This is a genomic window from Dokdonella sp. (assembly GCF_019634815.1).
GTDB lineage: Bacteria > Pseudomonadota > Gammaproteobacteria > Xanthomonadales > Rhodanobacteraceae > Dokdonella_A.
In genome coordinates, this window is record NZ_JAHCAP010000001.1 from 258,974 (window position 1) to 285,133 (window position 26,160).

At 64.7% G+C, this 26,160-nt stretch carries 24 protein-coding genes; 12 read left to right on the forward strand and 12 right to left on the reverse strand.

All coding sequences use genetic code 11. The annotated features are described in order from the left end of the window. Genes KF759_RS01125 through KF759_RS01140 form a run of 4 tightly spaced genes read left to right on the forward strand, consistent with a single transcriptional unit; the run spans position 1 to position 4,181 of the window. Entirely contained in the window at positions 1-270 is a 270-nt protein-coding gene (locus KF759_RS01125) for a hydroxymyristoyl-ACP dehydratase (protein ID WP_291222386.1), read from the forward strand. After that, the gene (locus KF759_RS01130; protein ID WP_291222388.1) at positions 267-1,232 is read left to right on the forward strand and encodes an acyltransferase; all 966 of its coding nucleotides are present in this window, start codon (positions 267-269) and stop codon (positions 1,230-1,232) included. Before KF759_RS01125 ends, KF759_RS01130 begins: the two co-directional genes overlap by 4 nt. Continuing rightward, a complete protein-coding gene (locus tag KF759_RS01135) occupies positions 1,144-1,812 on the forward strand; it encodes a LolA-related protein (RefSeq protein WP_291222390.1) in 669 nt (222 codons plus the stop codon). Before KF759_RS01130 ends, KF759_RS01135 begins: the two co-directional genes overlap by 89 nt. 50 nt (positions 1,813-1,862) lie before the next feature. Next, positions 1,863-4,181, forward strand: coding sequence for an MMPL family transporter (locus tag KF759_RS01140; protein WP_291222391.1), 2,319 nt, complete (start codon positions 1,863-1,865; stop codon positions 4,179-4,181). Between the two features lie 401 nt (positions 4,182-4,582). Here KF759_RS01140 and KF759_RS01145 read toward each other — a convergent pair whose 3' ends face one another. After that, entirely contained in the window at positions 4,583-5,755 is a 1,173-nt protein-coding gene (locus KF759_RS01145) for a putative peptide maturation dehydrogenase (protein ID WP_291222393.1), read from the reverse strand. A gap of 298 nt (positions 5,756-6,053) precedes the next feature. Between KF759_RS01145 and KF759_RS01150 the strand changes: the two genes are divergently transcribed. Continuing rightward, positions 6,054-6,356 (forward strand): NHLP-related RiPP peptide, encoded by a 303-nt coding sequence (locus KF759_RS01150; protein ID WP_291222395.1) that lies wholly within the window; start codon positions 6,054-6,056, stop codon positions 6,354-6,356. A gap of 59 nt (positions 6,357-6,415) precedes the next feature. On the opposite strand, the gene KF759_RS01155 is transcribed toward KF759_RS01150, so the two are convergent. From KF759_RS01155 to aceB, 4 genes are all read right to left on the reverse strand, one after another. Continuing rightward, positions 6,416-9,073, reverse strand: a complete 2,658-nt coding sequence (locus KF759_RS01155; RefSeq protein ID WP_291222397.1) for a putative peptide modification system cyclase — start codon at positions 9,071-9,073, stop codon at positions 6,416-6,418. A 110-nt stretch (positions 9,074-9,183) separates the two neighbouring features. Then, the gene (locus KF759_RS01160; RefSeq protein WP_291222398.1) at positions 9,184-10,206 is read right to left on the reverse strand and encodes a diguanylate cyclase; all 1,023 of its coding nucleotides are present in this window, start codon (positions 10,204-10,206) and stop codon (positions 9,184-9,186) included. A gap of 237 nt (positions 10,207-10,443) precedes the next feature. After that, entirely contained in the window at positions 10,444-11,748 is a 1,305-nt protein-coding gene (gene aceA, locus KF759_RS01165; protein ID WP_291222400.1) for an isocitrate lyase, read from the reverse strand. A gap of 98 nt (positions 11,749-11,846) precedes the next feature. Beyond that, a complete protein-coding gene (gene aceB, locus KF759_RS01170; protein ID WP_291222402.1) occupies positions 11,847-13,484 on the reverse strand; it encodes a malate synthase A in 1,638 nt (545 codons plus the stop codon). Between the two features lie 114 nt (positions 13,485-13,598). Between aceB and KF759_RS01175 the strand changes: the two genes are divergently transcribed. After that, positions 13,599-14,630, forward strand: coding sequence for a LysR family transcriptional regulator (locus KF759_RS01175; protein WP_291222404.1), 1,032 nt, complete (start codon positions 13,599-13,601; stop codon positions 14,628-14,630). Between the two features lie 5 nt (positions 14,631-14,635). On the opposite strand, the gene KF759_RS01180 is transcribed toward KF759_RS01175, so the two are convergent. Then, positions 14,636-15,241 (reverse strand): DUF4126 domain-containing protein, encoded by a 606-nt coding sequence (locus KF759_RS01180; protein ID WP_291222406.1) that lies wholly within the window; start codon positions 15,239-15,241, stop codon positions 14,636-14,638. Between the two features lie 102 nt (positions 15,242-15,343). On the opposite strand from KF759_RS01180, the gene KF759_RS01185 reads away from it, so the two are divergent. The 6 genes from KF759_RS01185 (at position 15,344) to KF759_RS01210 (ending at position 19,651) form a co-directional block, all read left to right on the forward strand. Then, on the forward strand, positions 15,344-15,637 hold the full coding sequence (locus KF759_RS01185) for a hypothetical protein (RefSeq protein WP_291222408.1): 294 nt from the start codon (positions 15,344-15,346) through the stop codon (positions 15,635-15,637). A 131-nt stretch (positions 15,638-15,768) separates the two neighbouring features. Then, positions 15,769-16,392 (forward strand): 4'-phosphopantetheinyl transferase superfamily protein, encoded by a 624-nt coding sequence (locus tag KF759_RS01190; protein ID WP_291222409.1) that lies wholly within the window; start codon positions 15,769-15,771, stop codon positions 16,390-16,392. Positions 16,393-16,397: 5 nt separating this feature from the next. Beyond that, positions 16,398-17,033 carry a sigma-70 family RNA polymerase sigma factor gene (locus KF759_RS01195; protein WP_291222411.1) on the forward strand — a complete coding sequence of 212 codons (636 nt, stop codon included), beginning with the start codon at positions 16,398-16,400 and terminating at the stop codon, positions 17,031-17,033. Between the two features lie 25 nt (positions 17,034-17,058). Then, entirely contained in the window at positions 17,059-17,505 is a 447-nt protein-coding gene (locus KF759_RS01200) for a hypothetical protein (RefSeq protein ID WP_291222413.1), read from the forward strand. Positions 17,506-17,523: 18 nt separating this feature from the next. Beyond that, positions 17,524-18,486: a PDZ domain-containing protein gene (locus KF759_RS01205; RefSeq protein WP_291222415.1), complete on the forward strand. Its 963-nt coding sequence runs from the start codon at positions 17,524-17,526 to the stop codon at positions 18,484-18,486. Between the two features lie 397 nt (positions 18,487-18,883). Next, a complete protein-coding gene (locus tag KF759_RS01210; protein ID WP_291222416.1) occupies positions 18,884-19,651 on the forward strand; it encodes a pyridoxine 5'-phosphate synthase in 768 nt (255 codons plus the stop codon). A 46-nt stretch (positions 19,652-19,697) separates the two neighbouring features. Here KF759_RS01210 and KF759_RS01215 read toward each other — a convergent pair whose 3' ends face one another. The 6 genes from KF759_RS01215 to gyrB form a co-directional block, all read right to left on the reverse strand. Further along, positions 19,698-20,099: a biopolymer transporter ExbD gene (locus KF759_RS01215; protein WP_291222417.1), complete on the reverse strand. Its 402-nt coding sequence runs from the start codon at positions 20,097-20,099 to the stop codon at positions 19,698-19,700. A 132-nt stretch (positions 20,100-20,231) separates the two neighbouring features. Beyond that, positions 20,232-20,651, reverse strand: coding sequence for a biopolymer transporter ExbD (locus KF759_RS01220; RefSeq protein ID WP_291222418.1), 420 nt, complete (start codon positions 20,649-20,651; stop codon positions 20,232-20,234). Between the two features lie 3 nt (positions 20,652-20,654). Then, complete coding sequence (locus KF759_RS01225) at positions 20,655-21,365, reverse strand: MotA/TolQ/ExbB proton channel family protein (protein ID WP_291222419.1); 711 nt, start codon at positions 21,363-21,365, stop codon at positions 20,655-20,657. Between the two features lie 87 nt (positions 21,366-21,452). Then, positions 21,453-22,061, reverse strand: a complete 609-nt coding sequence (locus KF759_RS01230) for an energy transducer TonB (RefSeq protein WP_291222420.1) — start codon at positions 22,059-22,061, stop codon at positions 21,453-21,455. A gap of 278 nt (positions 22,062-22,339) precedes the next feature. Further along, the gene (locus KF759_RS01235) at positions 22,340-23,617 is read right to left on the reverse strand and encodes a tetratricopeptide repeat protein (RefSeq protein WP_291222421.1); all 1,278 of its coding nucleotides are present in this window, start codon (positions 23,615-23,617) and stop codon (positions 22,340-22,342) included. Positions 23,618-23,749: 132 nt separating this feature from the next. Then, positions 23,750-26,158 carry a DNA topoisomerase (ATP-hydrolyzing) subunit B gene (gene gyrB / locus KF759_RS01240; protein ID WP_291222423.1) on the reverse strand — a complete coding sequence of 803 codons (2,409 nt, stop codon included), beginning with the start codon at positions 26,156-26,158 and terminating at the stop codon, positions 23,750-23,752. Positions 26,159-26,160 lie beyond the last annotated feature (2 nt).

Consider the following 26,160-nt stretch of genomic DNA (forward strand, 5'->3'; position numbering starts at 1 on the left):
ATGCGCATCGAGGCCGATCATCCTGCCTTGGCCGGTCACTTCCCCGGCCGGCCCGTGATCCCCGGTGTGGTGCTGCTCGACCGCATCGCCGCTCTCGCGGAATTGGCAGGACTGGGGCAGTTGCGCCGGATCGCAATGCTCAAGTTCCTGTCTCCGGCCTTGCCAGAGCAGGTGCTCGAGCTGCAGATCGAGCGTGAGGGGATGCGCGCGCGCTTTGCGGTGAAGCGCGATGGCCAGACGATCCTGCGCGGCGAGGGCGAAATGACATGAGCGAGCATTGGCGCGAGCGCAAGGAAGGTGGTGGCCGTTTCGCGATCTGGTTGATCAGCAGGATCGGGTTGCGATGCGGGCGCGGCGTGGCGCGTTTGTGTCTGTATCCGATCACGATCTACTTCTATTTCCGCCGCCCTTACGAACGTCGCGTTTCCTACGCGTTCTTCGAGCGCATCGACGGCCGACGCCCGGGTGTCGGCAAGGTTCTGCGCCACATCCACCGCTTTGCCGCGACCCTGCTCGACCGTGTGTTCCTGCTGGCCGAAAGCAAGGCACGTTTCGATGTGCGGATGCATGGGCTCGACGAGCTGATCGCGCGCATGCAGCCGGGTCGCGGCGTGCTGCTGCTGGGTGCGCACGTGGGCAGTTTCGAGGTGTTGCGCGCAGCCACGCTCGGCCACCCCGAAGTCAAACTGCGGGTGGTGCTCGATACGCAGAAGACGCCGGCGCTGACCCGGTTGCTGCATGCGCTCAATCCGGAGATCGGCCTGGGCGTGATCGATGCTTCGCGGCCTGGCAGCGAAATCGTGCTGGCGATGTCCGAAGCGCTCGCCGAAGGCGCGCTGGTGACCTTGCTCGCCGACCGCGTGCGCGACGCCGAACGCACGGTGGCGGTCGACTTTTTCGGTGCGCAGGCGCTGCTGCCGATCGCGCCGTTCGCGCTGGGTGGCATCCTCGACGTGCCGGTGGTGTTGTGCCTGGGCCTGTATCGCGGCGGCAACCGCTACGATCTGTATTTCGAACCGCTCGCCGATGCGCTGCCGCGCGCCCGCAGCGAGCGCGATGGCGCGGTGCGGGCACTTGCCCAGGCCTACGCCACCCGCCTCGAACACCACGTCCGACTCGATCCCTGCAACTGGTTCAACTGGCATGATTTCTGGAATCCTCAAGGTGGTGGCGTCGATCGGCATGAGCCTGCCGGGCAACTCGCCGGCAGTGACGCGCGCGACGCCGCCTGAAGCACCACTCGACGCGGCGCGGTTGGTTGCCACGCTCAGGCGCGAAGCGCCGGCGCGTACCGCCTATGTCGAAGTGCGCTTCTCGGGCATGCTTGAGCGACCGCTGATCCTGCGCGGCGAAATGGAGTATCTCGGCCCGGGTCGGCTGGCGAAGCGGGTGGATGCGCCCTGGCACGAATACACCGCGGTCGATGGCGGTACCGCGAGCCTGCAGCGTGGTGACAAACCCGCGCGCACCCTGCCGCTGGCGCAGGTTCCCGAACTCGAGGGTTTCCTGCGTGGTTTTTCGGCCCTGCTTGGCGGCGACCCGGCCACGCTCGCGCGCGACTTCAGCCTCGCCGCCAGTGGCAACCCGGGGCGCTGGCAACTCGTGCTCAAGCCGCGCGAAGCCCGGCTCGCGCGACGAGTGGTTTCGCTGCGCGTCGACGGCAGCGGCACGGAGCCGTGGTGTTTTCGTACCGAGGATGCCGATGGCGATGTCGGCTTCCTGCTGGTGGGGCCGCTGGCGAGCAGCCCGGTGCCGGCACGCGTGTCCGCGATCCAGGTCGATGGGCTATGCCGCGGCATCGCGCTCAAGTGAAGATTCGGCCAGGCCAGCGATGAAGCCTCGTGCAACCCGGCGGCAACCCCATGGGCATTGAGCTGCGCAAACCGGCGTTGGTGGCGGTATGGCTGCTCGTACTTGGCTTGCTCGGGGCGCTGGCCTGGCGCGGCCTGCACATCAGTGGCGATCTGCGCAGTTTCATGCCGCCTGCGCAGACACCCGACCAGCAATTGCTGATGGAGCAGATCGGCGACGGTCCCGGCTCTCGCTTGCTCATGCTCGCCATTTCCGGCGCCGACGAAGCCAGCTTGGCGCAACTTTCGCGCGGCTTGGTCGAGCTGCTGCACACGGATGCGCAGTTCGAACAGGTCTACAACGGCAGCTTTGATCCCGCCACGCTCGATCCGCACTGGTTGCCTTATCGCTGGTTGCTGTCGCCGACGCTCGACACGCATGCGCTCGACGCAACCTTTCTCGCCGATCAACTGCAACAACGCGTAGCCGATCTCGCCTCGCCCGCGGCGAGTCTGCTCAAACCGTTGCTCGCGCGCGATCCGACTCTTGAAGTCCTTGCGCTCGCGCAGCGCTGGTCGCCGCCGAAGGCGCCGCAAAGCCGTGATGGCGTGTGGTTCTCCCGCGACGGCCGTGCGCTGTTGCTGGCGCAGACGCGCGCCGCGGGTTTCGATCCCGTTGCGCAGCACGCAGCCATTGCCAGCCTGCAATCCGCCTTCGCCGCTCTGCCCGAACGCGGCCAGGCACAACTGGAAATCAGCGGGCCGGGTTGGTTCAGTGCGCAGATACAGGCCCAGACCCAGGCTGAAGCCGATCGCATCGGCGCGGCGAGCACGCTCGGTTTTCTGCTGTTGCTGCTGCTTGCCTATCGCAGCGTGTCCGCGCTGCTGCTGGGCGCCTTGCCCGTACTGAGCGGCGCGGTGTTCGGCGTCCTCGCGCTCGCCCTCATGTTCGGGCAGGCGCACGGAATCACGCTCGCGTTCGGTTTCACCTTGCTCGGCGTAGCGCAGGAATATCCGCTGCGCGTGCTCAGCCATCGGCGGGCGGGCGAGGATGCGCTCACCAGCGTGCGGCTGTTGTGGCCGCTGCTTGCAACCGCGATCGTCTCGGCTGCGATCGCCTATCTGGCTTTTCTCGCCTCGGGCGTGCCCGGGCTGCAGCAGCTTGGCGTGTTCACGATTGCCGGTTTGCTCGCGGCGGGTTTGTCCACGCGCCATCTGTTGCCGCGGGTGTTGCCGCTGCGCGTTCACGATGTCGCCGGCTCGGGCTGGCTGCTGGCGGCAACCACCTGGCTCGATCGCGTGCCGCGGCTGCGCTGGCTGCCGTGGCTGCTGCTCGTGGTTTCCGCCGTCGTGCTGCATCTCGCGCCGGGCCCGATGTGGCAGAACGATCTGGCCGCACTGACACCGGTGCCGCGCGCACTGCTGCAGCGCGACGCGGCGTTGCGCGCGGAACTGGGCGCGCCCGACGTGCGCTATCTGCTGGTGCTGCATGGCGCGGATGCCGAAGGCGTGCTCGCCCTGTCCGAGCGCGTCGAGCCGGGTCTGGCCGCGCTCGTCGACCGCGGCGCGCTCGATGCGGTCGAATTGCCGAGCCGCTATTTGCCGAGCATCGCAACGCAGAAATCCCGCCAGGCGAAATTGCCTGATCGGGCAAGGTTGGCCGAGGCACTGGCTCGTGCCAGCGATGACTTGCCGTTCCGAGCCGGTCTGTTCGCACCGTTTCTCGACGATGTCGAAACCGCGCGCGGGCTCACGCCACTGACGCCCATGGAATTCGCCAAGGCGCCGTTTGGCGCGCGGCTGGCTTCGATGCTGGTCGAGCGCAACGGCGAAACGCTCGGTCTGGCGACGCTTTCGGGTGTGCACGATGACCGCGCACTGGATTCCTTCGCCCAGGCCAGCGGCGGCGCGCTGCGCCTGCTCGATCTCAAGTCCGCCTCCGAGTCATTGGTGGCGGACTATCGCACGCGCATCCTGCGTGCACTCGGTGTGGCTTTGCTCTTGCTCGTGATCACGGTCGGCGTCGCGTTGCGGAGCTTTCGCCGCGCCTGGCGCGTGCTTGCGCCAATGTCGCTGGCGACCTTGCTGGTGGTGGTGGTGGAGCGCGGCTGCGGCATTTCGTTGTCGTTGTTCCACTTGGTCGCGGTCACGCTCGCGGCCGGGCTCGGCCTGCATTACGCGCTGTTTTTCGAACATCGCTGTCACGATGCCGCCGCGGCGCAACGCACCCTGCATGCCACGCTGGTATGCGTCGCCGCTGCGCTGCTGGTGTTTGGTCTGCAGGCACTGTCCTCGCTGCCGGTGCTGCGCGCGATCGGCCTCACCGTTGCGCTCGGCGTGGGATTCCACTTCTGCCTGTCGATCCTGATGGCGCGCGACGGCAAGTCGTGAAACCGCTGATTGCCGCGGTCGACCGCGACAGGCAAAAGCCATGACTTTCGGCCTACGCGATCACGATCTCGCGCATGCGAGAGACGTTTAGACGTCCGTCTGCTTGTGACACTGCGTGTCGGTTACGCGCATTGTCGGCGGGCCGCATTCGGGCTCCGTCATGCACGCCTGGGGCGTTGTGTGCGCTGCATCACGCTTTTTGATTGGCGCCACGTCCGGAGCACCGCTGGCCCGCTTCTTGCTTTGCTCATGCAGTCAGCTCTTCCCCGCCCAACCCCATCCTGGGCCCGGGGCAACGCCGGCATCGGAACGTCCACTTCGGAAGCACCCTCCCCAGCGGCTCCGGAGTTCTCTCCCTCTCCCGTTCCGATGCCGGTGAGCTGCCTTCCCCGCCCGCAGCGTCAGCACTCCGCAGCACCCCAGACCACGCCGAGCGGATCGAACTCGATCTCCTCGCGCTGCGCCGCGCGCAGGCCGAAACCGCACACCGCAAGCGGTCCCTCATGGCGCGGATCGAGCCCGAAGGCGCGTTCGATGTCGACTTCGTTGATCGCCGCGGTGATGAAAGCCGCCAGGCCCAGTTCGGTCGAGGCCAGATAGATCGTGTGCGACAGGTAGCCTACATCGAGTGTGAGCGCACGATAGGCCTTGGCGTGGTTGCGGTACTTCCAGAAGTTGCGCTCGAAACGGCTGACCGCGATCACCAGCACATGCGCATGGGCGAAATAGTCCTGACCGGCGACGAAGGTGCGCGCCAGCGCGGCCGCAGCGTCGCCCTCGAGCAGGCGCATGGGTTCGAGCGCGTGCCTGACCGCCTGGTAGTGGTAGAGGCCCGGCGCCACCCCTTCGACCCGCTGCACCAGCAGATACGCCTCGGTCGGATGCAGGCCGCCGGCCGAGGGCACGCCCTTCTTGAGAATGTGCACGCCCGGCGCGGTCTCCACCACGGCGCGTGCGGCGAAGCTGCGATGGAGCACGGCGGCAAAGTCGAGCAGGGGCAGCTCGCGCGTGGTGTCGTAGTTGCGGCAGGTCACGCGGCGCAGCAGCAGTTGGTCGAATGGCGTCGACGGTGGCACCGGCAGGAGCCGTTGCTCGGGTTCGGGCAAATGCTCGCGTACCGGCGTGGGTGGCGCGCCCAGATAGGCGAGGATCGGCTGGTTGGCATGTGCGGCGAACTCACGCGCAAGCTGTTTCGAATCAACACCCTGCCACCTCGACATCGCATGCATCACCGCGGCTGCAGGCCGCCAATGCGTCGCACGCACACCCTGGTCGTCGGCGTCGGCCGTGCTGCCCTGCTCGATCAGCAACCGTCGCTCGAGCAAACCGGCGAGCACCGTGCATGGATGCTGCGTTGCAAGCTCGTCCAACTCCACCCAGTTCGTTGGCGACAGTTCGCCGAGGACGCGCACGTGGTCTTCGTCAAGTTCGCATTCCTGATCCAGATGCGGCGCCAGCGCGAACCAGGCGCGGCCGCTGCGCAAGCCGCTGCCACCAGCCACCAGCAAGGCAAGGTCGAACACGGCGTGTTCGCGCGGCTCCAGCATGACGATGGCGCAGCGGCGTACCAGCATGATCGGTCTCCTTTGGAATGGTCGCAGCGTAGCCCAGTCATTGCAGCGTGGGCAGGCGGGCAATCGACGTGGCGATTGTCCACGCGGGTCCGCCTTGCCCTGACAGGGTGCCGAGAAAGTCCATCGTGGATTTCTTCAGTTCGACGAATCAATCACCTGCATGACCGATGCGCGTGCAATGCATTCCTGCGCTGCGCGAGCTGGCTGCTGAAAAGGGTTTTCCAGTAGCCTGCTAAGATCGCGGAAGGCATGCGTCTCGGACCCAGCGCGTGCGACCGTTCAAGACAATGGTCCGATCATGATCAGGGGAACCCGCATGGCCAAGGCCACATTGACGACAGAACAAACCCGCCAGCTGGTGCATCGGCTGGCCACGGACGATGCCTATCGCAGCCGTTTCGAAGCCAATCCCGCCAAGGCACTCGCGGAGCTGGGCGTTGATGGCAGCGTGATCGACGGCCTCGATGCCCAGTGCCTGCAGGCATGCAAGCTCGGCAGCAAAGACGTTTTCCAGAAGGCCAACGCGAACCTCGACGAAGCCACCGCGCAGGCATATTCGTCCTTCCTCGTACCGGCGCTGCGGATCGGCAGTCCGCGCTGAACGCCAGTGGGCGCCGGCTGGGCAAGGCCGGCTTTGCCCAGCTGCTTCGATCCCGCCGGTCAGGGTGTGGCTGATTTCAGGCGCGCGCGGAGTGCGGCGATGCGCTTGGCCAGGCCCGATTCGGTCGAGGTTTGCGGCCAGGCGCTCGTGAAGGACTCCAGATCGCTGCGCGCCGCAGCCAAGTCTCCGCTGCCGGCCGCGAGCTCGGCGCTGCGCAACAGCGCCAGTGTCGACTGGGCGACGTTGTAGGGTCGCAGCATCCAATCGCCATTGAATTCGGCATAGGCGCGTCCACGATGGCTGGCCAACCATTGCGCCTGCGCGCGCGCGGCCTTGGCATCGCCGCTGTCGGCGAGTGCATCCATCAACACCACATGGTTCAGGCAAAGCGCGCTGTCGTCGATCGGCTGGGCGCGCAGCAGATGCAGCGCATCGTCCGGCTTGCCCGAACGCCGTGCCAATTCGGCTTTGGCTGCCACATGCAGGCGGCTGAGCACGGGATAGTCGGGCGATGCCCAGGTCGGACCGAGTTTCCTGAGCGTCTCTTCCGCGAGGTGGGTATCCCCGGCATGGGCGGCCAGATAGGCGGCAAACATCAACTGGAACGCCGCGTCGGAACGATCGATCGGCGTCTCCTTGTCGAAGCCCGCCTCGACAGTGCGGATGAAGCCGCGCAAGGCAGCCATGTCGCCAGCGCCGCTTGCCGAGAGCAATGAACGCAGGCCCAGCTCGATCGTTTCGAGCTTGCGCGCAGTACGAACCTGGGCAGTGGGCACGGCTGCTTTCTGCTCTGCCAGCAGCGGCCAGACGTCGGCCCACTTGCCCTGATCCAGGGTCAGCGCAAGGCGTGCATTCTGGGTGGTGGCATCCTGACCGCGCAGGTCCTTCGGATCCTGCTTGAGCCGATTTAGGTCTATCTTGTCGAACTGGCGTCGCGCGGCATAGGCGGCAAAACGGTTTTCCACCGCGTCCAGTCCCATTCGCCGCGCCGACTCCAGATGCTTCTCGGCGGCATCGTAATGTTCGCTACCCAGCTCGAGGATGCCGAGCATGCTTTCGATCCAGCCCTGATGCGGCGTCCCCGGGGTGATCGAAGCGGACATCGCCTGTTTGGCATCGGCAAACAGGTTCTGTTGCCAGGAGTAGTAGCCGACCGAACCGCTGGCGATCGAGAAATCGGGATAGATTCTGGCCAGCGCACGCCATTTCTCGATTGCCGGCAACGGTGGGCCGAACTGTGCTTTCCACGCGTCGACGAACAGGGCGTCGCGTGCGGACAAGCGCTCTCGGGTCGCCGCCGCACGCTCGATTTCACGTTGCGCGAGTTCGAAATTGCCGACGTTGTAGTAAATCGCCGCGATCGTGGTGCGGGCCAGTGCGAAATCGGGATCGAGCGCCAGCGCCTGCTGTTCGAGGGCGAGCGCTTCCTTGAGGTTGTAGGCGTAGTAGGCTCGCCGACCCAGCGAAAACGCCCGCAGGGCATCGAGGTTGGCGGTGGTCGCGCGGTCGAGGGGTCGGGAGTTTTCCGACACTGCCGCCAGCGCTTCACCGAGGCGGATGCGCAGTTTCTGGTTGACCCGGTCGAGCGAGGGAAGCACCGATGCTTCGCCGAGGCCATCGGCTGACTCGGCAAACACGGTCGCCTGGGTCTTGGGATCGACCACCTCGGCCGTCACTCGCACGCGCCCGCCGATCTCGGCGATGCTCGGCAGGATCAAGGCCCGCGCGCCATCCCGCAGGGCGATTTCCGATCCCACACTGCGGTCGACCGCAGTGGTCTCCGGATCGCGCTGCATGAGCTTGAGCGTCTCGCGCGTCTTCAGATCGGGGATCACGTTGACGTAGCGCGACTGCTCCAGCGCGATCCGAAACGCGGCTTGCAGGGAGTCGTCGAACTTGGTTTCGCCGGTGAGGTTGTGCAGGTCGCCGACCACCACCCAGTCGCGGTTCGCGAACGCGATCGCGGGCTGCGGTCGCAGCAGGTAAAACACCGGCACGAGAATCACCGCCAGCAGCAACAGCACTTCGGTGCCCAGCACGGTGGGTCGCCGCCAGAACGGTATCTCTCGATGGGCCTTGCTTGACCACGGTGGCGGCTTGAGCGGGGCGATGCCTTCTTCGCCGATCTCGAATACCGGCACCGGATCGGGCACCCCCTTGAAGGCGTAGCGTCCATGCGCAAGCCAACGCACCTTGTCGAGCTTGCTGCCCAATTCACCTTGGGCGCGGCGGGCGATGTCGTAGACCGTACCCGAGAGCAGCACTTGCCCGGGCAAGGCGAGCTGGGCAAGCCGCGCGGTCACCGGCTTGGCCATACCCTCCAGTTCGGTGCGCTTGGCGCCGCGATCGACATCGCCACTTTCGTTGTCCCAGACCACGACGTCGCCGACATGGATCCCCACGCGCGCGCTCAGCGGCAGTTGCTCCCGCGCAGACAGCTCGGCGAGCTGGCGTTGGTAGTCGAGCGCGAAGGCGACCGCCTGAATCGGCCGCTCGAACACCAGCAGAAAGCCATCGGTCTTGTCGATTTCGCGTCCGCCGTGGGTCGCCACCAGATCGCGTGCCAGGCGGTCATGGCTGCGAATCAGCGCGGCTGCAGCGCGGTCACCCAGACGCTCGATCAGTGCCGTCGAATCGGCGAGATCACACAGCACCAGCGTGCGCAGCAACGCCGTAGGCGTGGGCGCGAGCGGGGTCGTCTCGCCAAGTGCCGTCATGGCCCGGGTGGTCTCCAACGCGATTCGTCGCCGATTGTGCAACGCCTTCGCCCCGGTTGCCAGCGCGGCGGGACGCGGGCCGGGCCGGCCGCGTGCGCCTGAACGGGTGCCTAGTCGTCGGCGCGGCCGGCGTTCTCGGCCGCCATGCAGCATCCATCCCCGCCGCGACCCTTGGCTTGATACAGCGCTGCGTCGGCTTCGCTGTACCAGTTCGCCCATCCGCCTCGCGGATCACACAGCGCGCCGCCGACACTCACCGAGATTGTCAGCTCATCGCCACCGCCACTCAGGCGCAGCGATCGCACCGCATGCACGATCTGGCTGGCCCGTGCGATCAGCTCATCCTGTCCGCTCACTTGCATCAGCAGGGCGAATTCGTCCCCTCCGAGTCGGCACGGCAAGTCGGCAACTGCGGCGGCGCCCTGAACTTCGGCGGCGATCGCGCCAAGCACCTGGTCGCCCATGAGATGTCCGTGGCGGTCGTTGATTTGCTTGAAGCGGTCGATGTCAATCAGCAGCAAGGCGAGCATGCTGCCGGCAATGCGCTGTTGTTCGAGTTGATCGAGGAAGCGGTACAGGCCGCGGCGGTTGCACAGGCCGGTGAGTTCATCGGTACGCACCAACTGCTGCGCAACCGACAGTTGGGTGCGTGCGTGTTGCAGGGTGTCGAGCGTGACCATCAGGTCTTCGTTGCGCCGTTTCAGGCTCTGGATCAATTGCTGTTCGCTGGCGACCAGATAGGAAAACGAGCGGCGCATGAATTGCGCGAGCAGGGTCGGATCGCTGGCAACCAGCGCATCGAAAGCACCGCGGTCGACGATGCGCAGTGCCACCGAGCCGATTGCCACGGCATTGGCGACCCGCGTATGGCTGCCGATGAACAGCACGAGTTCACCGAAGAATTCGCGCGGCCCGATGATCTTGTCGGGCAGGCCGTCACCGAATTCCAGACGAACCTCGCCCGATTCGATCACGAACATCGCCCGGCCAAGCTCGCCGCGACGGAAGATCACGTCACCCGGCCGGATGTCGCGGCTGCTGCCGTGCCGGGCAAACAAGTCGGCCTCGGCCTCGGACAACTGGCGTGGCAGCCGCCGCACCGGCGTGGCGACGGCACTTTCGATCACGGACACGACCTTCCCCTGCTGATGTCACCCTGCATCCTAGGGCAAGCCCGATCCAGTGTCACAAGCGACACCACATTTGCCGGCGCGGGCGGCGCTGCGGCACGGCCATGCAACGGCCGTGCGCATGGGCGCACCGAGTGCATCCCGCACTGACGGATTGATGGCCTGCGCTGATGCCTTCGGCGCAGGCGCTGGCAGCGACGACCGCAGACGGGCGCCCAAGCGCCGGTCTGCGGCACGGGATCAGGCCGCGGCGAGGGTCTTTGTGGCGTGGAACTGTTCCTCTTCGGTCGAACCCTTGAGGGCCAGCGTCGAGGATTGCCCTTGGCCTATCGCCTGGGTCACGGCGTCGAAGTAGCCGGTGCCGACTTCGCGCTGATGCTTGACCGCGGTGAAGCCGCGATCGGCGGCGGCGAACTCGGCCTCCTGCAGTTCAACGAAGGCGCTCATCTGGCGACGAGCGTAACCATGAGCGAGATTGAACATGCCGTAGTTGAGCGCGTGGAAGCCTGCCAGCGTGATGAACTGGAATTTGTAGCCCATCGCCGCCAGTTCGCGCTGGAATCTGGCGATGGTTGCGTCGTCGAGGTTTTTCTTCCAGTTGAAACTCGGCGAGCAGTTGTAGGCGAGCAACTTGCCTGGGTATCGGGCATGGATGGCCTCGGCGAAGGCGCGTGCGAAGGCAAGATCGGGCTTGCCGGTTTCGCACCAGACCAGATCGGCATAGGGCGCATACGCGAGGCCGCGCGAGACGGCCTGGTCGAGGCCCTTGCGGGTGCGGAAAAAGCCCTCGACGGTACGCTCGCCGGTGGTGAAGGGGCGGTCATTCGGATCGACATCGCTGGTGACCAGGTCGGCGGCTTCGGCGTCGGTGCGCGCGACCAGCAAGGTCGGCACGCCGAGCACGTCGGCTGCCAGACGGGCGGCGTTGAGCTTTTCGACGGCCTCGCGCGTGGGCACCAGTACCTTGCCCCCCATGTGACCGCACTTCTTCACGCTCGCAAGCTGGTCCTCGAAATGCACGCCCGCTGCGCCTGCCTCGATCATCGCCTTCATCAACTCGAAGGCATTGAGCACTCCGCCGAAGCCGGCTTCCGCATCGGCGACGATTGGCTGCAGATAGTCGACGCCGTCGTCACCTTCGGCGTGGGCAATCTGGTCGGCGCGCAGCAGGGTATTGTTGATCCGGCGCACCACCGCGGGCACCGAATCGGCCGGATACAGTGACTGATCCGGATACATCTGGCCGGCGAGGTTGGCGTCGGCGGCGACCTGCCAGCCAGACAGATAGATTGCCTTGAGGCCGGCCTTGACCTGCTGCAACGCCTGATTGCCGGTGAGGGCACCCAGCGCATTGACGAAGTCCTCGCGTTGCAGCGAAGCCCAGAGCTTGTCCGCACCCAATCGGGCCAGCGAGTGTTCGATCTGCACCGTGCCGCGCAGGCGCACGACATCTTCGGCGCGGTAGTTGCGCGTGACACCGTTCCATCGCGGATTGTTGCTCCAGTCTTGCTGAATCTGTGCGGCCGTGGGAAGCGCGTTGTTCATGACATGACCTCGTGACGGTGGATAGCGATGGGGAGGTTGGCAGCCCGTGGCTGGAGCAGTCCCCGGCTGCTCCAAGGGCAATGGGGTGAGCGCCTGGATCAGTGCGCAGCGCAGTTCGCGCCGACCGCCTGGGCAGCTTCGAGTTGGTCGTAGGCGGCGAGGGTGAGGAATTGGGCGAGCTCTTCGGCGCGGGTCAGGCGGTCGAGCAGCGCCGCGGCATCGGCAACGCGGGCGCGACCGGGAATTGCCTGCGCCGACAGCCGCGCGCGCGATGCCGCGAGTTCATCGGCGAAATGGCCAAGGTGGATCGCAGCACCATCGTCGAAGCACGGTGCCCGCGCCACGTGCAGCCACTGCCAGAGTTGGGCGCGCGAGATTTCGGCGGTTGCCGCGTCTTCCATCAGATGATGAATCGGAACGCAACCCTGACCATCGAGCCAGGCGGCGAGATAGCGCAGGCAGATCTCGATGTTGGCGGCGAAACCGGCACGCGTGATGCTGCCGGCACAGGGCGCGAGCAAGACGTCGCGTTCGGCGCTGACGTCGTCCCGGCTGACATGCAGTTGGTTGGGCGTGGGCATCAGCTCGTCGAAAATCTCGCGTGCAACCGGTACGAGCGCCGGGTGTGCGACCCAGGTACCGTCGTGGCCGGCAGCGGCTTCGCGTCGTTTGTCGGCACGCACCTTGTCGAGTGCGGCCGCATGGGCCTGGGCATCCCCGTTGATCGGGATCTGCGCGGCCATGCCGCCCATCGCGAAAGCGCCGCGGCGATGGCAGGTGCGGATCAGCAGCTCCGAATAGGCCTTGAGGAAGGGCACGCTCATCACCACCTGCCCGCGCTCGGGCAAGACATGATCGGGATGCGCGCGCAGTGTCTTGATGTAGGAAAAGATGTAGTCCCAGCGCCCGCAATTGAGACCGGTCACGCGGTCGCGCAGCGCGTGGAGGATCTCGTTCATCTCGAACACCGCGGGCAGGGTCTCGATCAGCACGGTCACTTTGATCGAGCCGCTCGGCAGTCCGAGTTCGGTCTCGGCATGGCGCAGGACCGCGTCCCACAGCATGGCTTCCTCGTGGCATTCGAGCTTGGGCAGGTAGAAGTACGGACCGCGGTCGCGCGCATGCAGGGCGGCTGCGTTGTGAAAGGCAAACAAGCCGAAGTCCAGCAGCGCGCCCGCGAGCGGCTCGCCATCGATTTCGACATGGGCTTCGGGCAGGTGCCATCCGCGGGGTCGCACCATCAGCACCGCAGGGTCGGCGCCTACGCGATAGTGCTTGCCCTCGGGTGAGAGGTATTCGATTGCCCCGGCGACCGCATCGCGCAGATTGCGCTGGCCATCAAGCAGGTTGGTCAGGCTCGGAGCCGTGGAGTCCTCGAAGTCGGCCATGAACACCTTCGCACCCGAGTTGAGCGCGTTGATGATCATCTTGCGGTCGACCGGGCCGGTGATTTCGACGCGGCGATCGAGCAAGGCCGCGGGAATCGGCGCAACGCGCCAGTCGCCATCCCGGATCGCCCGGGTATCGGCGCGGAAGTCGGGGAGGACACCCGCGTCGCGTTGTGCCTGCCGCTGCCTGCGCAGATGCAGCAGCTCACGCCGGCGCGGTTCGAAGCGGCGATGCAGATCGGCAAGAAACGCGAGCGCGGGTTCGGTCAGAAGGTCCGCGTGGTCTGCGGACAGCGGCGCGCGGATCTCGATCTGCGCGGGGAGGATTCTGGATGCCGGCTGGGCCATGAGACTGTCCGTTGTGCTGTGCGGCAATCCTCGGTTGAAATTTTGGCTTTGACAAAGAAAATGATTCAATGCATATCATTGACTATTTCAATGCCATGCAACACGCTGAAAGACATGAAGAAACCTGATGCGTCCAGGAGCAAGCGCACCAAACGCAAGCAACGCGACACTCACAGCCACGAGAAGACGCTTGTTGCAGCGCGGTTCTATTACAAGGGCAGCCGCCTCAAGCAGCTGCGTGCGTTCTGCATGATCGTCAAGCTCGGCACGCTGTCCCGAGCGGCCGAGGCCCTGTTTCTGTCGCAACCTTCGATCAGCCTGCAGTTGCGCGCGCTGGAAGCCGAACTCGGTGTGGCCCTGATCGAGCGTCGGCGCCGGCGCGTGGCGCCGACGCGCGAGGGTCAGACCCTGTATGAACTGGCATTGCCCGTGGTCGAGGGACTTGAATCGCTGGACCGCCGCTTTCACGCGCGCTGCAAGGGTCTGGCGGGTGGCGAACTGCGCATCGCCGCGGGCGCAACGACGGGCCAATACCTGCTGCCACCCTGGATCGCCGCGTTCCGCAACCGCCATCCGGACGTCCACGTGCAAGTGCGCAGTGGCGTCGGCAGCGAAGGCATCGCCCAGTTGCGCGCCGATCAGGTCGAGCTGGCGATCGGCTCACTGATCGATGTGCCGCAGGACCTGGCCTACGAAGTCCTGCACAGCTTCGACCCGATTCTGATCATGGCCCCGGACCACCCGCTGGCGCACAAGGCGGAGTTGCGGCTCGAAGACCTCTCGGCGTTCGGACTGATCCTGCCGCCGCAGCGACAGACCACGTTCCAGCTGGTGGATCTGGTGTTTCAACAGCGCAAGGTGCCGTTCCACGTCGCGCTTGAAGTAGGCGGCTGGGAAGTGATCAAGCGCCATGTCGCTCAAGGGCTCGGCATCTCGGTGGTGCCTGGATTGTGCATGCAGGACGACGACGGGGTTCGGCTGCTCGCACGCAATGTGCGCGCCTTGTTCCCGCGCCGGAGTTACGGCGTGATCATGCGCAAGGGGCGGTTCCTGAGCACCGAGGCGCGGGCCTTTCTCGACTCGCTGCGCCCCGATCTGTTCACGCGGCGCGCCGATGGCGCCGGCACCGGCCAATCCGAGCGCTGAGCCGATCAGGAGCCCGCAACCGATGCGCGTCGGCCCAGCAGGCGGCGTGTGACGCGCGCAATGAAGCGCCACAATTTGGGCAAGGCCCAGGCCAACAGCAACAGGAACAACAGCAGGCAGATCAGGAACACCAATGGGTGCGCGAGCGCGAGCCACAGGCCAGCCAGCACGATGCCGTCTTCGCTGGCGCTGGCGGTCCAGTTGCTGAAGGGTTCGGGCGAGGTGTTGAGCAGGGCGCGCGTGCCGCCTTTGGCCAAGTGCGTCCCGCCGGTGATGAGTCCACCCAGGATCGCCGCGGCGACCTGGGCTGCGGGCGTTGCATCACCCATCGCGCCCCAGGCCAGAAAAGCGCCCGCCGGAATGCGGATGAAGGTGTGCAGCGCGTCCCAGAATGAGTCGAAAGCGGGCACCTTGTCGGCGACGAACTCCCCGACCGTCATCACCGCTGCCGCTGTCAGAACCCAAGGGTGCTGCAGTACTTCGAGCGCAGGCGGCAGATCGAGGTAGCCGAAATGGCCGAGCAGGCCGACGATCAGGAGCGTGGCGTAAAGGCGAATGCCGCTGGCCCAGGCCAGGGCCCCGGTCAAGGCCAGTTCGGACAGGCCGCTCATTGCCCACCGCTGGCTTTGCCGCTGATCGGCGATCGGCGGCGGTTCGCTGCAAGGAACGTTTCTGCTAACTTGGGCAGCGCTTTCGAGTCGACACGGTGAAACATGCTGCGCTGGATCCTGCTCGGGCTGAGCCTAGTGTGCCTTGTGGTTGCGCTCACCACCAAGAGCGCGTTTGCGCTGGGCATCGTGATGCTGGTGGGCTTGGTGGCCGTATGTGGCTTCATCTTTTCCCTGCTTTCCGACCGTGTTTCCTCGGTATTGCGCCCGGAAACATCGATGGCTTCGAGTGAGCATCTCGCCGCACTGGCCGCGCGCAGCAAAACCAGGCAGGACGCTCGGCCCAATCCTGCGGCGCCGGCGCTGAACCCGCCCGAATCGCCGACGCAGGCGCCCTGAGTCGCCATTGGGCCTGATTGCCGGTCCGTGTGTTCATGGCTGCGGCCACCCCACCGACCCTTGACGTTGCGCGCGCTGATGCGTGCTCCCGACGGAATGGGCACACGGCGGGGATCTTCGGGCGGCACGCGTTGCCGCCACTGGCGCAGGATGAGATTCACCTTTGGCGGCTGGGCGTCGGCGCGCTTGAGGTCAGGCCGCAACCGCAAGGCAGCACGGCGCTCCTGCGCGAGCTGCTTTCCGGCTATGCCGGTACCGATGCCTTCGTCATCGAGCGTGATGCGCACGGAAAACCCCGGGCACCGGCCTTGGGTGGACTCGAGTTCAACCTCAGCCATTGCCGCAACGTGCTGGTGATCGCGGTCACGCGTGAGCAAAGCCTCGGGGTCGACATCGAAACCCCGCAGCGGCGTGTCCGGTCCGCGGCGTTGGCACAGCGCTTCTTCACTCGCGCAGAAGCCACGGCACTCGCAGCGTTGGATGAGGCGGTGCGCGCGGCTGCCTTCGTGCGCCTGTGGACACACAAGGAAGCCGTACTCAAGGCCATCGGCTCAGGCCTTTCATTTGGCCTCGCCCGGCTTGAGTTCAGGCTCGACGCTGCGGGCGAGGTTTGCCTGCTCGAATCCATCGCCGCCGAGGCCGGCCTGGCAAAGGACTGGCGCCTTCATCGATTCGAACCCTGCCCTGGTTTCGTTGGATGTCTGGCATGGCGGGGACCCCCACGCCGTGTGCGGCATCTGCCTGCGGTGGATTGAATTCGATGCGACGAACGGTGGCGGTCGATCGTCCTGTTCCCATCATGGCCGATGGCAGCATTCCAGACGTGCGCGCAGGAGTGACCCGCAGCGACTTCGCGCAGCACCTCGACGAACGGACCTTGCGAGGCGCACGCAATGGCGACCGCAGCGCATTCGCAGCAATCTATGATCGATTCGGGCCCGCTTGCTACAACTTGGCGCTGCGTATCCTCGGCGAGCCGGCGGCGGCGCAGGACATCGTGCACGAAGTGTTTGTGCGTCTGCTCACCGGCTTGCGCGGTTTCCGTGGCGACGCACCGTTTGGTGCCTGGCTCAAGCGCATGGTCACCAATGCGACGATCGACACCTTGCGCAGTCGCCAGCGCCTTGTGGACACCGGCGATGAGCTGCTGGAGCGGGTTGGCGAGGCGGCCGAGATGGCGCAGCAACGCGCCGACGTCTGGGCATTGCTGATGAAGTTGCCGCCGCGGGTGCGAGCGATCGTCGTGCTGCACGAAGTGGAGGGTTATACGCACAGGGAATTGGCCGAGCTGTTCGGCCAGAGTGAAAGTTATTCCAAATCGATCCTGTCGCGGGCGCTGTCGGTTTTGCAGAAGGGCTTGCACGAGGAAGCTGGAGATTCAGATGCAGGCGCATGATCGTGGTCACGTTTCGGATTCTTGCTTGAAGCTGCCGCAATTCGCGCCGGACCCAGGCTTGCGCGCGCGGGTGCTCGCTGCCCATGAGCGTCACTGGCGGCGCCGGCGAATGTGGCGGATCGCGCGCATGGGTGGTCTGGCGGCTTCGGTTGCCGCGGTCGCGCTGCTGCTGCAGGCACACTGGCGTTCTGCGGGTGGGCCGGTGTCGATGGCCCTGGACACCAGCCCTTTGGCTTTGTCGCAGGCGCTGGAGCAGGAATGGTTCGAGGCTGACGCCACTTCACTGGCGCCGGGCAGCGCGTCTCGTATGCGTGCCATTGATGCGCAACTCCAGGCCGCCTATGACCGGCATGCGGATGCGGCGCAACTCTCAGCCTTGTGGACGCAACGCAATGCGGCCTTGCGCGGATTGATCCGGGCCGCGCGCCATGACGGTGCCGTTGCGAGCGAGCCGCGTGCCACGCGTATCTGAGATTCCGAGGTGAGGGCAATGAGGTCGAATTTCCGCACGATGATTTGCTTGCTGCCGATGCATGCCGTGCTCGGCGTGCTGGCGTGCTGCGCATTGGGTACCCGCGCGATGGCGCAGACAACCGCCGCGTCGGCTTCCGCTGCGCGGGAACCCGGACTGGAGCAACTGGGCGATGAATTGCGGTCCGCCATCTCGGCGCTCGCGGATGCGGGCGCATTCGGCGCGGTGAGGCTCGAGGATCTCCATCTGGACCTGCGGATTCCCGCGCACCGAATGAACGATCTGGGGCTCGTCGTTGACAGTGCCTATCCCGCGCAGGATGGCGTGCTGGTGCTCGGTGTCACGCCTGGGTTGCAGGCCGGGAAGATGGGCGTGCGCGCGGGTGATCGAATCGTCGCGATCAACACGGTTTCGTTGTCTGGTGGCGACCAGGCGGTCGCGCGCCTGCGCGAAGTGGTCGCGGGGCTGCCCGACCGTGCAGCCATCGCGCTCACGGTATCGCGGGGCGGCCAGCCCCTTGAGCTGAAGGGTGCGGTGAGCAGCCGACGCCTGCCTGCGATGCGCCTGCAGGTGGGCGAGGCCCCCACCACAGCGGATGCCACGGCAAGGCCTGCAGCCGGTTGCGGTCGGATCAGCGATTTCGATGTCGCTCCGCGCCAGCGCCAGTTGCACGCGGCGCGGGTGCTGACGATCGACGGCCAGCTTGCTGGGCCGAGCGATTCGCATGTCTTCCGTGTCGGCGCGGGTTCGCACACGCTCGAGGTCGGGGAACGGATTGATCCGAAATATCTGCCGTTCAACGACCGTCAGCGCCAAGCGGGTGAACGCGGGCATGCGGGCAAGAAGCTCGAGGTCGTGGTTGCACCAAACACGACCTTGATGATTGCGGCGCGCCTGATTCCGGCGAAACTTGGCGACTGGCGCGGTGGGGCCTACTGGGAACCGGTGATGTGGAAGAGTAGCGAAGAAGCCTGTCCTTAGCGTTCTGGCCTGCCAGAGCGTGAACGACATCGGTCGAGCTTCGCCAAGATCGATGCCGCCGTGGTGGTCCAACGGAGCGGCTGGCAGCGGGCGTTGCCGTTCCGTACGAGGCGATCCATTCGCTTGGCGAGTTGTCCCATGCTTTTGAAAGAACAGCGGCGGATGGCCTTTTTGGTGATGCGGCCGAAGGAGCGCTTATCCTGATGCGGTTCGATGGGTGTTCCCGGGTGGCAATTCGCGTCGCGACATCGCCTGGGAAAATTGCGGCAAGCAACTGCGGTGTTGATTGCGTGTGGTTGCGGGAGATGACATCGGATGCAGTGGGCAAGGGATGCGGCGCGTGTCTTTCGGCAAGGGTCGCATCGACACGCTGGCATGCTTGCGCGATGATCGACGCATGACCGCGCTCAGTGTCAACGTCAACAAGATCGCCGTGCTGCGCAATTCGCGCGGCCATTTTCTGCCGGATCCGCTGACGGCTGCGCAGGTTGCGATCGCCGCAGGCTGCCACGGCATTACCGTGCATCCGCGCCCGGATGAGCGGCATATCCGCGCGGACGATGTCATGCGCATCGCCGCGGCGTTGCCCGATACGATCGAATTCAACATCGAGGGCAATCCCTTTGCGCATGCGCGGGGTGGCTATCCCGGTTTGCTCGAACTGGTCCGCGCCAGTCGCCCGGCGCAAGTAACCCTGGTACCCGATGGCGATGGCCAGCTCACCTCGGATCATGGTTTCGATTTGGTGCGGGACGCCGAGCGCTTGGCGCCTTTGGTACGCGAGTTCAAGGCGCTGGGGTCGCGGGTGAGCCTGTTCGTCGATCCCGATGTACGCGATATCGGGAGGGCTGCGGACATTGGCGCAGACCGGATCGAGATCTACACCGAAGCATTCGCGCGCGCGTTTGCGGCGGGTGACTCACGCAAGGCACTGGCCGACTGCGTGCGCACCGCCGAGCAGGCGCTCGCGGCCGGATTGGGCGTGAATGCGGGCCACGATCTCGACCAGCGCAATCTCGTCGCGCTGATCGCCGCGATTCCGTTCCTCGCCGAAGTATCGATCGGCCATGCCCTGATCAGCGAAGCCTTGTACGCGGGCCTTGCTTCGACCGTGGCTGCCTATCTTGCTGCGCTGGCGCAAGCAGGTCGCACAGCCAAGCGCTGAGCGGCGCGAGCTTGATTGCGGCGGCAAGCCGTCGAGACTGCTCGGGTCAAGGCGTTGCAGTTCCTTCGATACGAATGGATTCCAGCCCGCTCGACTGTGCAATGCCGAGTGCCGCTGCGACCGCTTCGTAGCGTGTCTCGCGATCGGAATGGATTTCGAGCACGGGTGGCGGGGCTTGCTGTGCCCAGACCGAGAGCGTCTTGCCAAGTGCACTGCGGTTCACGGCGTGACCATCGAGGAACAATTCACCGGTTGAGAGGATCGAAAGCGTCGCCGTACGCGGTGACGGCGCGGCTTGACCACCTGCCAGCGGCAGCGGGAGTTTCTTCATCGTCAGCGGCGCCGCGATCATCAGGATCACGACCAACGCAAGCAGGACGTCGATCAAGGGCGTGACATTGATTTCGGCATGCGCGTGCGCGGCTTGGAAGCGAAGGCTGGAGCTCATCGTCGTTCTCCCGTGAGTTGCCCGGCGATCTCAGGCTACGCCTGTCCAGCGAACATGCGCAAGCCGGCCGCAAACAAGAACGGCGCCGCGGGTGAGGCGGCGCCGTCCTGAACTTGCGATTGCGCTTCGACCTTACTGGTCGTTCGCCCCGGTCGTCATGAAGCCGAGCTTGACCATGCCTGCGCTCTTGGCTTCGGCCATCACGGTGGCGATCTTCTGCCATTGGGTCGGCTTGTCGGCCCGGATCTGCAATTCCGGCTGCGGGCTCTTCTGCGCCGCAACGCGCAACTGGGCCTGCAGGATCGCATCCGTCACCGGCTCGTCGTTCCAGTACAAATCTCCGTTTTCCTTGATCGCAAGATCAATGGGTTCCGGTGGGTTGTCCTGCTGGACGTTCGGATTGGCCTGCGGCAGGTCGATCCGGATCTTGTGCGACATCAAGGGCGCCGTGATCATGAAGATGATCAGCAGCACCAGCATCACGTCGACGAGCGGCGTGACGTTGATTTCCGCCATCGGGCCACCGCCCGAACCACCCGCGCTCATGCCCATGGCTTACTTCCTCGCTGCGACCGGTGCGACGCCGGCTTCGACACGCGAACCGGTGGCAAAGAAGTCGTGCAGGTCATGTGCGAATTCGTCGAAGCGCGCATAGATGATGCGGTTCTGACGCACGTAGAAGTTGTAACCGAGCACGGCCGGAATCGCCACGAACAGACCAAACGCGGTCATGATCAAGGCTTCGCCCACCGGACCAGCCACCGCTTCCATCGAGGCGTTGCCCGAGGCGGCGATCTTGATCAGGGCGTGGTAAATGCCCCACACGGTGCCGAGCAGACCGACGAATGGTGCCGAGGAACCGACCGTGGCAAGCAGGGTCATGCCGCCTTCCAAGCGCAGGCTCTCGCGGGCGACCGCCTGGCGCAGGGCGCGATCGATGAACTCGGAACGGTTGAGGGCCTCGACCAGTCGGCTGCCCTCGTTGCGCTGGTGGTGCGCGGCGGCTTGCGCGGCGTCGAGCGCGATCTTCGAGAACGGTTCGCTGCGCGGCTGATCCTCGAGGAAGCGCACGGCATCCTGCGCCGAAGGCGTGTCCCAGAACGTGCCAATGACCTTTTCCATGCGCGCCCGGATCATGCTGTTACGCAGGAAGTTGGCGACAATGAAGTAGATCGAGCCGATCGACATCACGACCAGCGTGACAAACACGATCCAGCCGAGGACGTCGAAATTGTGGATGAGGTCGCTGAACCCCATCTGGCTCATGGCGGCGGCGTTGCCGCCACTGCCGGGAACGACAGCAGGCTGAGCCGCTGCGGTTGACTGAGAGGCATCTTGCTGCATGGCTCTACCCTACTCGTTCAAGTTGAAGTCAATCGGAACCAAGGCATAACCCTGCGCGGGCTTGCCACCCTTAGAACCCGGATTGAACTTCCAGGTCTTCACTGCTTCGATCGCGGCCTGGTCAAGCAAGCGGGATCCGCTGCTCTTCTGGACCGTGACTTCCACTGCACTACCGTCTTCACCCACCAGCACCCTGAGGATCACCTTGCCTTGCTGGCGCTGGCGCAACGCCTGCGGCGGATACCGCGGCGGACGCATCTTACGGTAGCTGATGTTTTCGCTCGGTGCGATGTCGGCCGGCGGTGGCGGCGGTGCCGGTGGAGCCGGCGGCGGTGCCGGAACCGACATCGGCGTTTGCTCTTCGACGATCGGCGGAGCCGGTGGCGGCGGCGGCGCCTTCGGCGGCGGCTGCACCTTCTCGATGATCTTCGGCGGCGGCTTCTTCGGAGGCTCCGGCGGCGGCGGTGGTGGTGGTGGTGGTGGTGGTGGCGGCTCGATGAACTCGACCATCACCTTCTTGTCGACGGTCTTGTCCTTGCTCGGCGGCGGCGCGACGGGCGCCATGATCATGGCGAACGCAAAGGCGTGCAACGCGAATGCACTGCTGAACGCGGTCACGCGCTGCCAGCTGAACTGCTTGCCGCCAGATTGGGAATGATCTGCCATCAGAGATTGACCAACGAGATTATGTCTGTGCGGCCGCCCAAGCGCTGCTCGACTTCGACCCGTCGAAGCCGCAGCGAAAGAACGCGAGTCCGACACGGTACAACACCGCATGCCGGTCCGACAAGCGCCCGGGCGGGCTTCCCGGCCCGTTGACGCTTCTTTTCGTTCTCACGAGACGCGCCAATGGTTCCATTCGCAAGCATGGCAACGCAGCCCAGTGGGTTCAGGGGTTATTTTTTCTTGCCGGCGTGAATCTTGGCGCCCTTCTTGACAGCCTGTAGCCGTTGGTCGGCCATCGTCTTGGCGCTCGGAAAGGAAGCCGCTTTTTGCCAGTCCGCGGTTGCGGCCGCGGTTTGCCCGAGGTCGTTCTGGGCATCGCCGCGCAGCAGGTAGGCCTCGCCTTCCTGACGCAATCCACCCTTGCTGATCGCCTGACTCAGCGAGTCGACGGCAGCCTTCGAATTGCCGGCATAGAACTGCAGGTAGCCGAGCTGGTATTGGACGTTGCCGTCCTTGGCCAGTGGTGCGGCCTTGCCATAGGCGTCAAGCGCACAGGGATCGTCTTCGGCCTGCATGCACAGGTCGCCGAGCAACTTGTAGTTTTCGAGATCGCCTTTCAGGACGTTGTTGGCGAGGCCTTCCTTGATGATGGCAGCACCATCCTTGGGCTTATCGGCCATCGAATACAACTTGGCCAGCTGTGAATAGTCATCGGCGGTGTTGAACAAGCCGTCGGCCTTGGCCTTCGCCAACACCTGCAGTGCCTGATCGGGCTTCTCGCCCTGGATGTAGACCTGGGCAAGCTGGTTGATCAGCTTCTTGTTGTTCGGGTCCTTCGCCAGCATGCCCTGCACGACCTTGGCGGCCTCGTCGTACTGATCGAGTTCGAAGTAGCTCGCCATGAGGATCTGCGACCAGCTGTCGTTGGGCTTTTCTGCCGTCGCGATCGCCTGCTTCATGTTGTCAATCGCCGGCTGAAACTTGTCGAGGCGATAGTAGGCATTGGCCTTGAGCGCAAGTTCATCGGCGTTCTGCGAGCCGGTCAACTTTTCCCATTGCTCGAGGCTTGCGAGCGAGTCTTCGTATTTTTCGCTCTGCAGCTGCATCTGGGCGAGACGATAGAGCAGACTGAACTGCGACTTGTTGGGCAGCGCATCGAGTGCCAGGGCCTTCTTGTAGCCGTCGATCGCTTCGTCGGACTTGTCCGCATTCCATGCGATCGTGCCCAGCAATTCATTGGCGAACGCCTTGGCGTAGGGGCTGGCCTTGCCCGAAGCAAGCACCTTTTCCGCATAGGGCCGGGCTTCGCTGTCCTTGCCGTCATTGAGCAAGTCCGCGGCCTTGTTGAGCGCGGTCTGCTCACTCGAACCGAGCGAAACCTTGGGTTCCTTGCGAGTCGCGTGCGGGTAAGCGTCGACGTCCTTTTTCGCGTCACGGGCAAAGGTGGCGGTCGAGAACGCCAAGCCGATTGCGCACAATGCCATCAGGAAACCATTCACGCGTTTCATGCGATTACCCCATAAGTACGAAAACTGTCGTTTGTATCGCTTGGTGAGTGGGCGAGCGTAGCGCTTCGACGGTGGCGCATACAAGCAAGCCTCGCCGTTGGATTGCATTTGGTGCGATGCGCAAAAGGCCGTTCAGACGTCCAAATTGGCGACCCGCAGTGCATTCTGCTCGATGAAGTCGCGCCGTGGCTCGACCACGTCGCCCATCAAGGTGGAGAAGATCTGGTCGGCGGCGATCGCATCCTCGATGCGCACCTGAAGCAGCCGGCGCGTATCGGGGTTTACCGTGGTATCCCACAGTTGTTCCGGGTTCATTTCACCCAGGCCCTTGAAGCGCTGGATCGTGCGGCCGCGCTTGGCTTCATCCATCAGCCAGTCGAAGACCTGTCCAAAACCGGTGACGCCGCGACTCTTTCCGCCGCGCCGCACCTGCGCACCCGGCTGGATCAGTGTGGCCGTTTGGCTGGCGGCGTCGCGGATAGGCTTGAACTCGACTGATGCGAACAGGCTCGAAGGCAGCACCTGGGTATGACGCAAGCCGTGCTGGTCTCGATCGACGACCAAGGCGGCAGGGTGATCGTTCTGCGCCGGCTGGACGCGCAGTTGGTAGCGCGGTCGTCCCAATCCGGTTGCCGCGAGTGATGCACCGATGCGCGCCAGCCAGGCTGCCTGTTCGGTCGCGTCACTCCAGGTCGAGGCTTCCTGCGGCGCATCCAGCAAGGCTCGCAACAAACCTTCGTCGAAGCGGAACGCCATCCGTTCGATCTGGTCGAGCGCGGCGCGCCAGGTGAGCATCAGCGCTTCGAGGCCCGCACCGTTCACCGCCGGCACGTCGGGCGCGTAGACCAGTTCGGCGCCGTCGACTGCACTGGAAATCAGATACTGATTGAGTGCCGCATCATCCTTGAGATAGAGCTCCTGCTTGCCCTGCTTGAGTTTGTAGAGCGGCGGAAGCCCGATGTAGACATGGCCGCGCTCGATCAGGGCCGGCATCTGCCGATAGAAAAAGGTCAGCAACAAGGTGCGAATGTGTGAGCCATCGACATCGGCATCCGTCATGATGATGATGCTGTGGTAACGCAGTTTGTCGGGATTGAATTCATCCTTTCCGATCCCGGTGCCGAGCGCAGTGATCAAGGTGCCCACTTCGGCAGAGCCGAGCATGCGGTCGAAACGCGCCCGCTCGACATTCAGGATCTTGCCTTTGAGCGGAAGAATCGCCTGATTCTTGCGGTTGCGGCCCTGCTTGGCCGAGCCACCGGCTGAATCGCCCTCGACGATGAAGAGCTCCGAAAGGGCCGGGTCGCGTTCCTGGCAATCGGCGAGCTTGCCGGGCAAGCCCGCGATATCCAGCGCACCCTTGCGCCGCGTCATTTCGCGCGCCTTGCGTGCCGCTTCGCGCGCGCGCGCGGCGTCGACGACCTTGGCGGCGATCATGCGTGCTTCGTTGGGGTGCTCGAGCAGGAATTCGCCGAACTTTTCGTTGACGATCGCCTCGACGATGCCCTTGACCTCACTGGAAACCAGTTTGTCCTTGGTCTGCGAGGAGAACTTCGGATCGGGCACCTTGACCGACAGCACCGCGATCAAGCCTTCGCGCATATCGTCACCGGAAAGCGCAACCTTGGCCGTCTTCTGGATGCCGGCAGATTCGATGTAGTTCGACAGCGTACGCGTCAGCGCGGCTCTGAAACCGGCGAGATGGGTGCCGCCATCTCGCTGCGGAATGTTGTTGGTGAAGCAGAACGTGGTTTCCTGGTAGGCGTCGGTCCATTGCATGGCCAGATCAACCGTGGTGCCCTCGTGTTGCGCGGTAATGCTTATCACTTGCGCATGGAGCGGGGTCTTCAGCTGGGACAAGTGTTCGACGAAGGACCGGATACCCCCCTCATATTCAAACAGGTCACGCTTGTCGCTGCGCTCATCGATCAGTTCGATCTTTACGCCGGAATTGAGAAACGACAGCTCGCGCAGGCGCTTGGCGAGCACGTCGTAATGGAATTCGGTTTGCGAAAACGTGGCTGGGCTCGGGTGGAAACGGACCAGCGTTCCGCGCTTGCTGGTTGTGCCGACGACCCTGAGCGGGTACTGCGGCTCGCCATTTGCGTACTCCTGCTGGTGGACTTTGCCATCGCGATAGATCGTCAGCTCGAGGTGATCCGACAAGGCATTGACCACCGAGACGCCGACACCGTGCAGGCCGCCTGAAACCTTGTAGCTGTTGTCGTCGAACTTGCCACCAGCATGCAGCACGGTCATCACGACCTCGGCTGCGGAGCGCCCTTCCTCGGCCTGGATGCCAACCGGGATGCCGCGCCCATTGTCGAGCACGCTGACCGAACCGTCGCCGTGGATCGTGACCACGACATGGTCGCAATAACCCGCCAAAGCTTCGTCGATCGAGTTGTCGACGACCTCGAAAACCATGTGGTGCAGGCCCGTGCCGTCATCGGTATCACCGATGTACATGCCGGGCCGCTTGCGGACCGCTTCCAGGCCTTTCAAAACCTTGATTTTGCTGGAATCGTACTGGTCGGTCATGC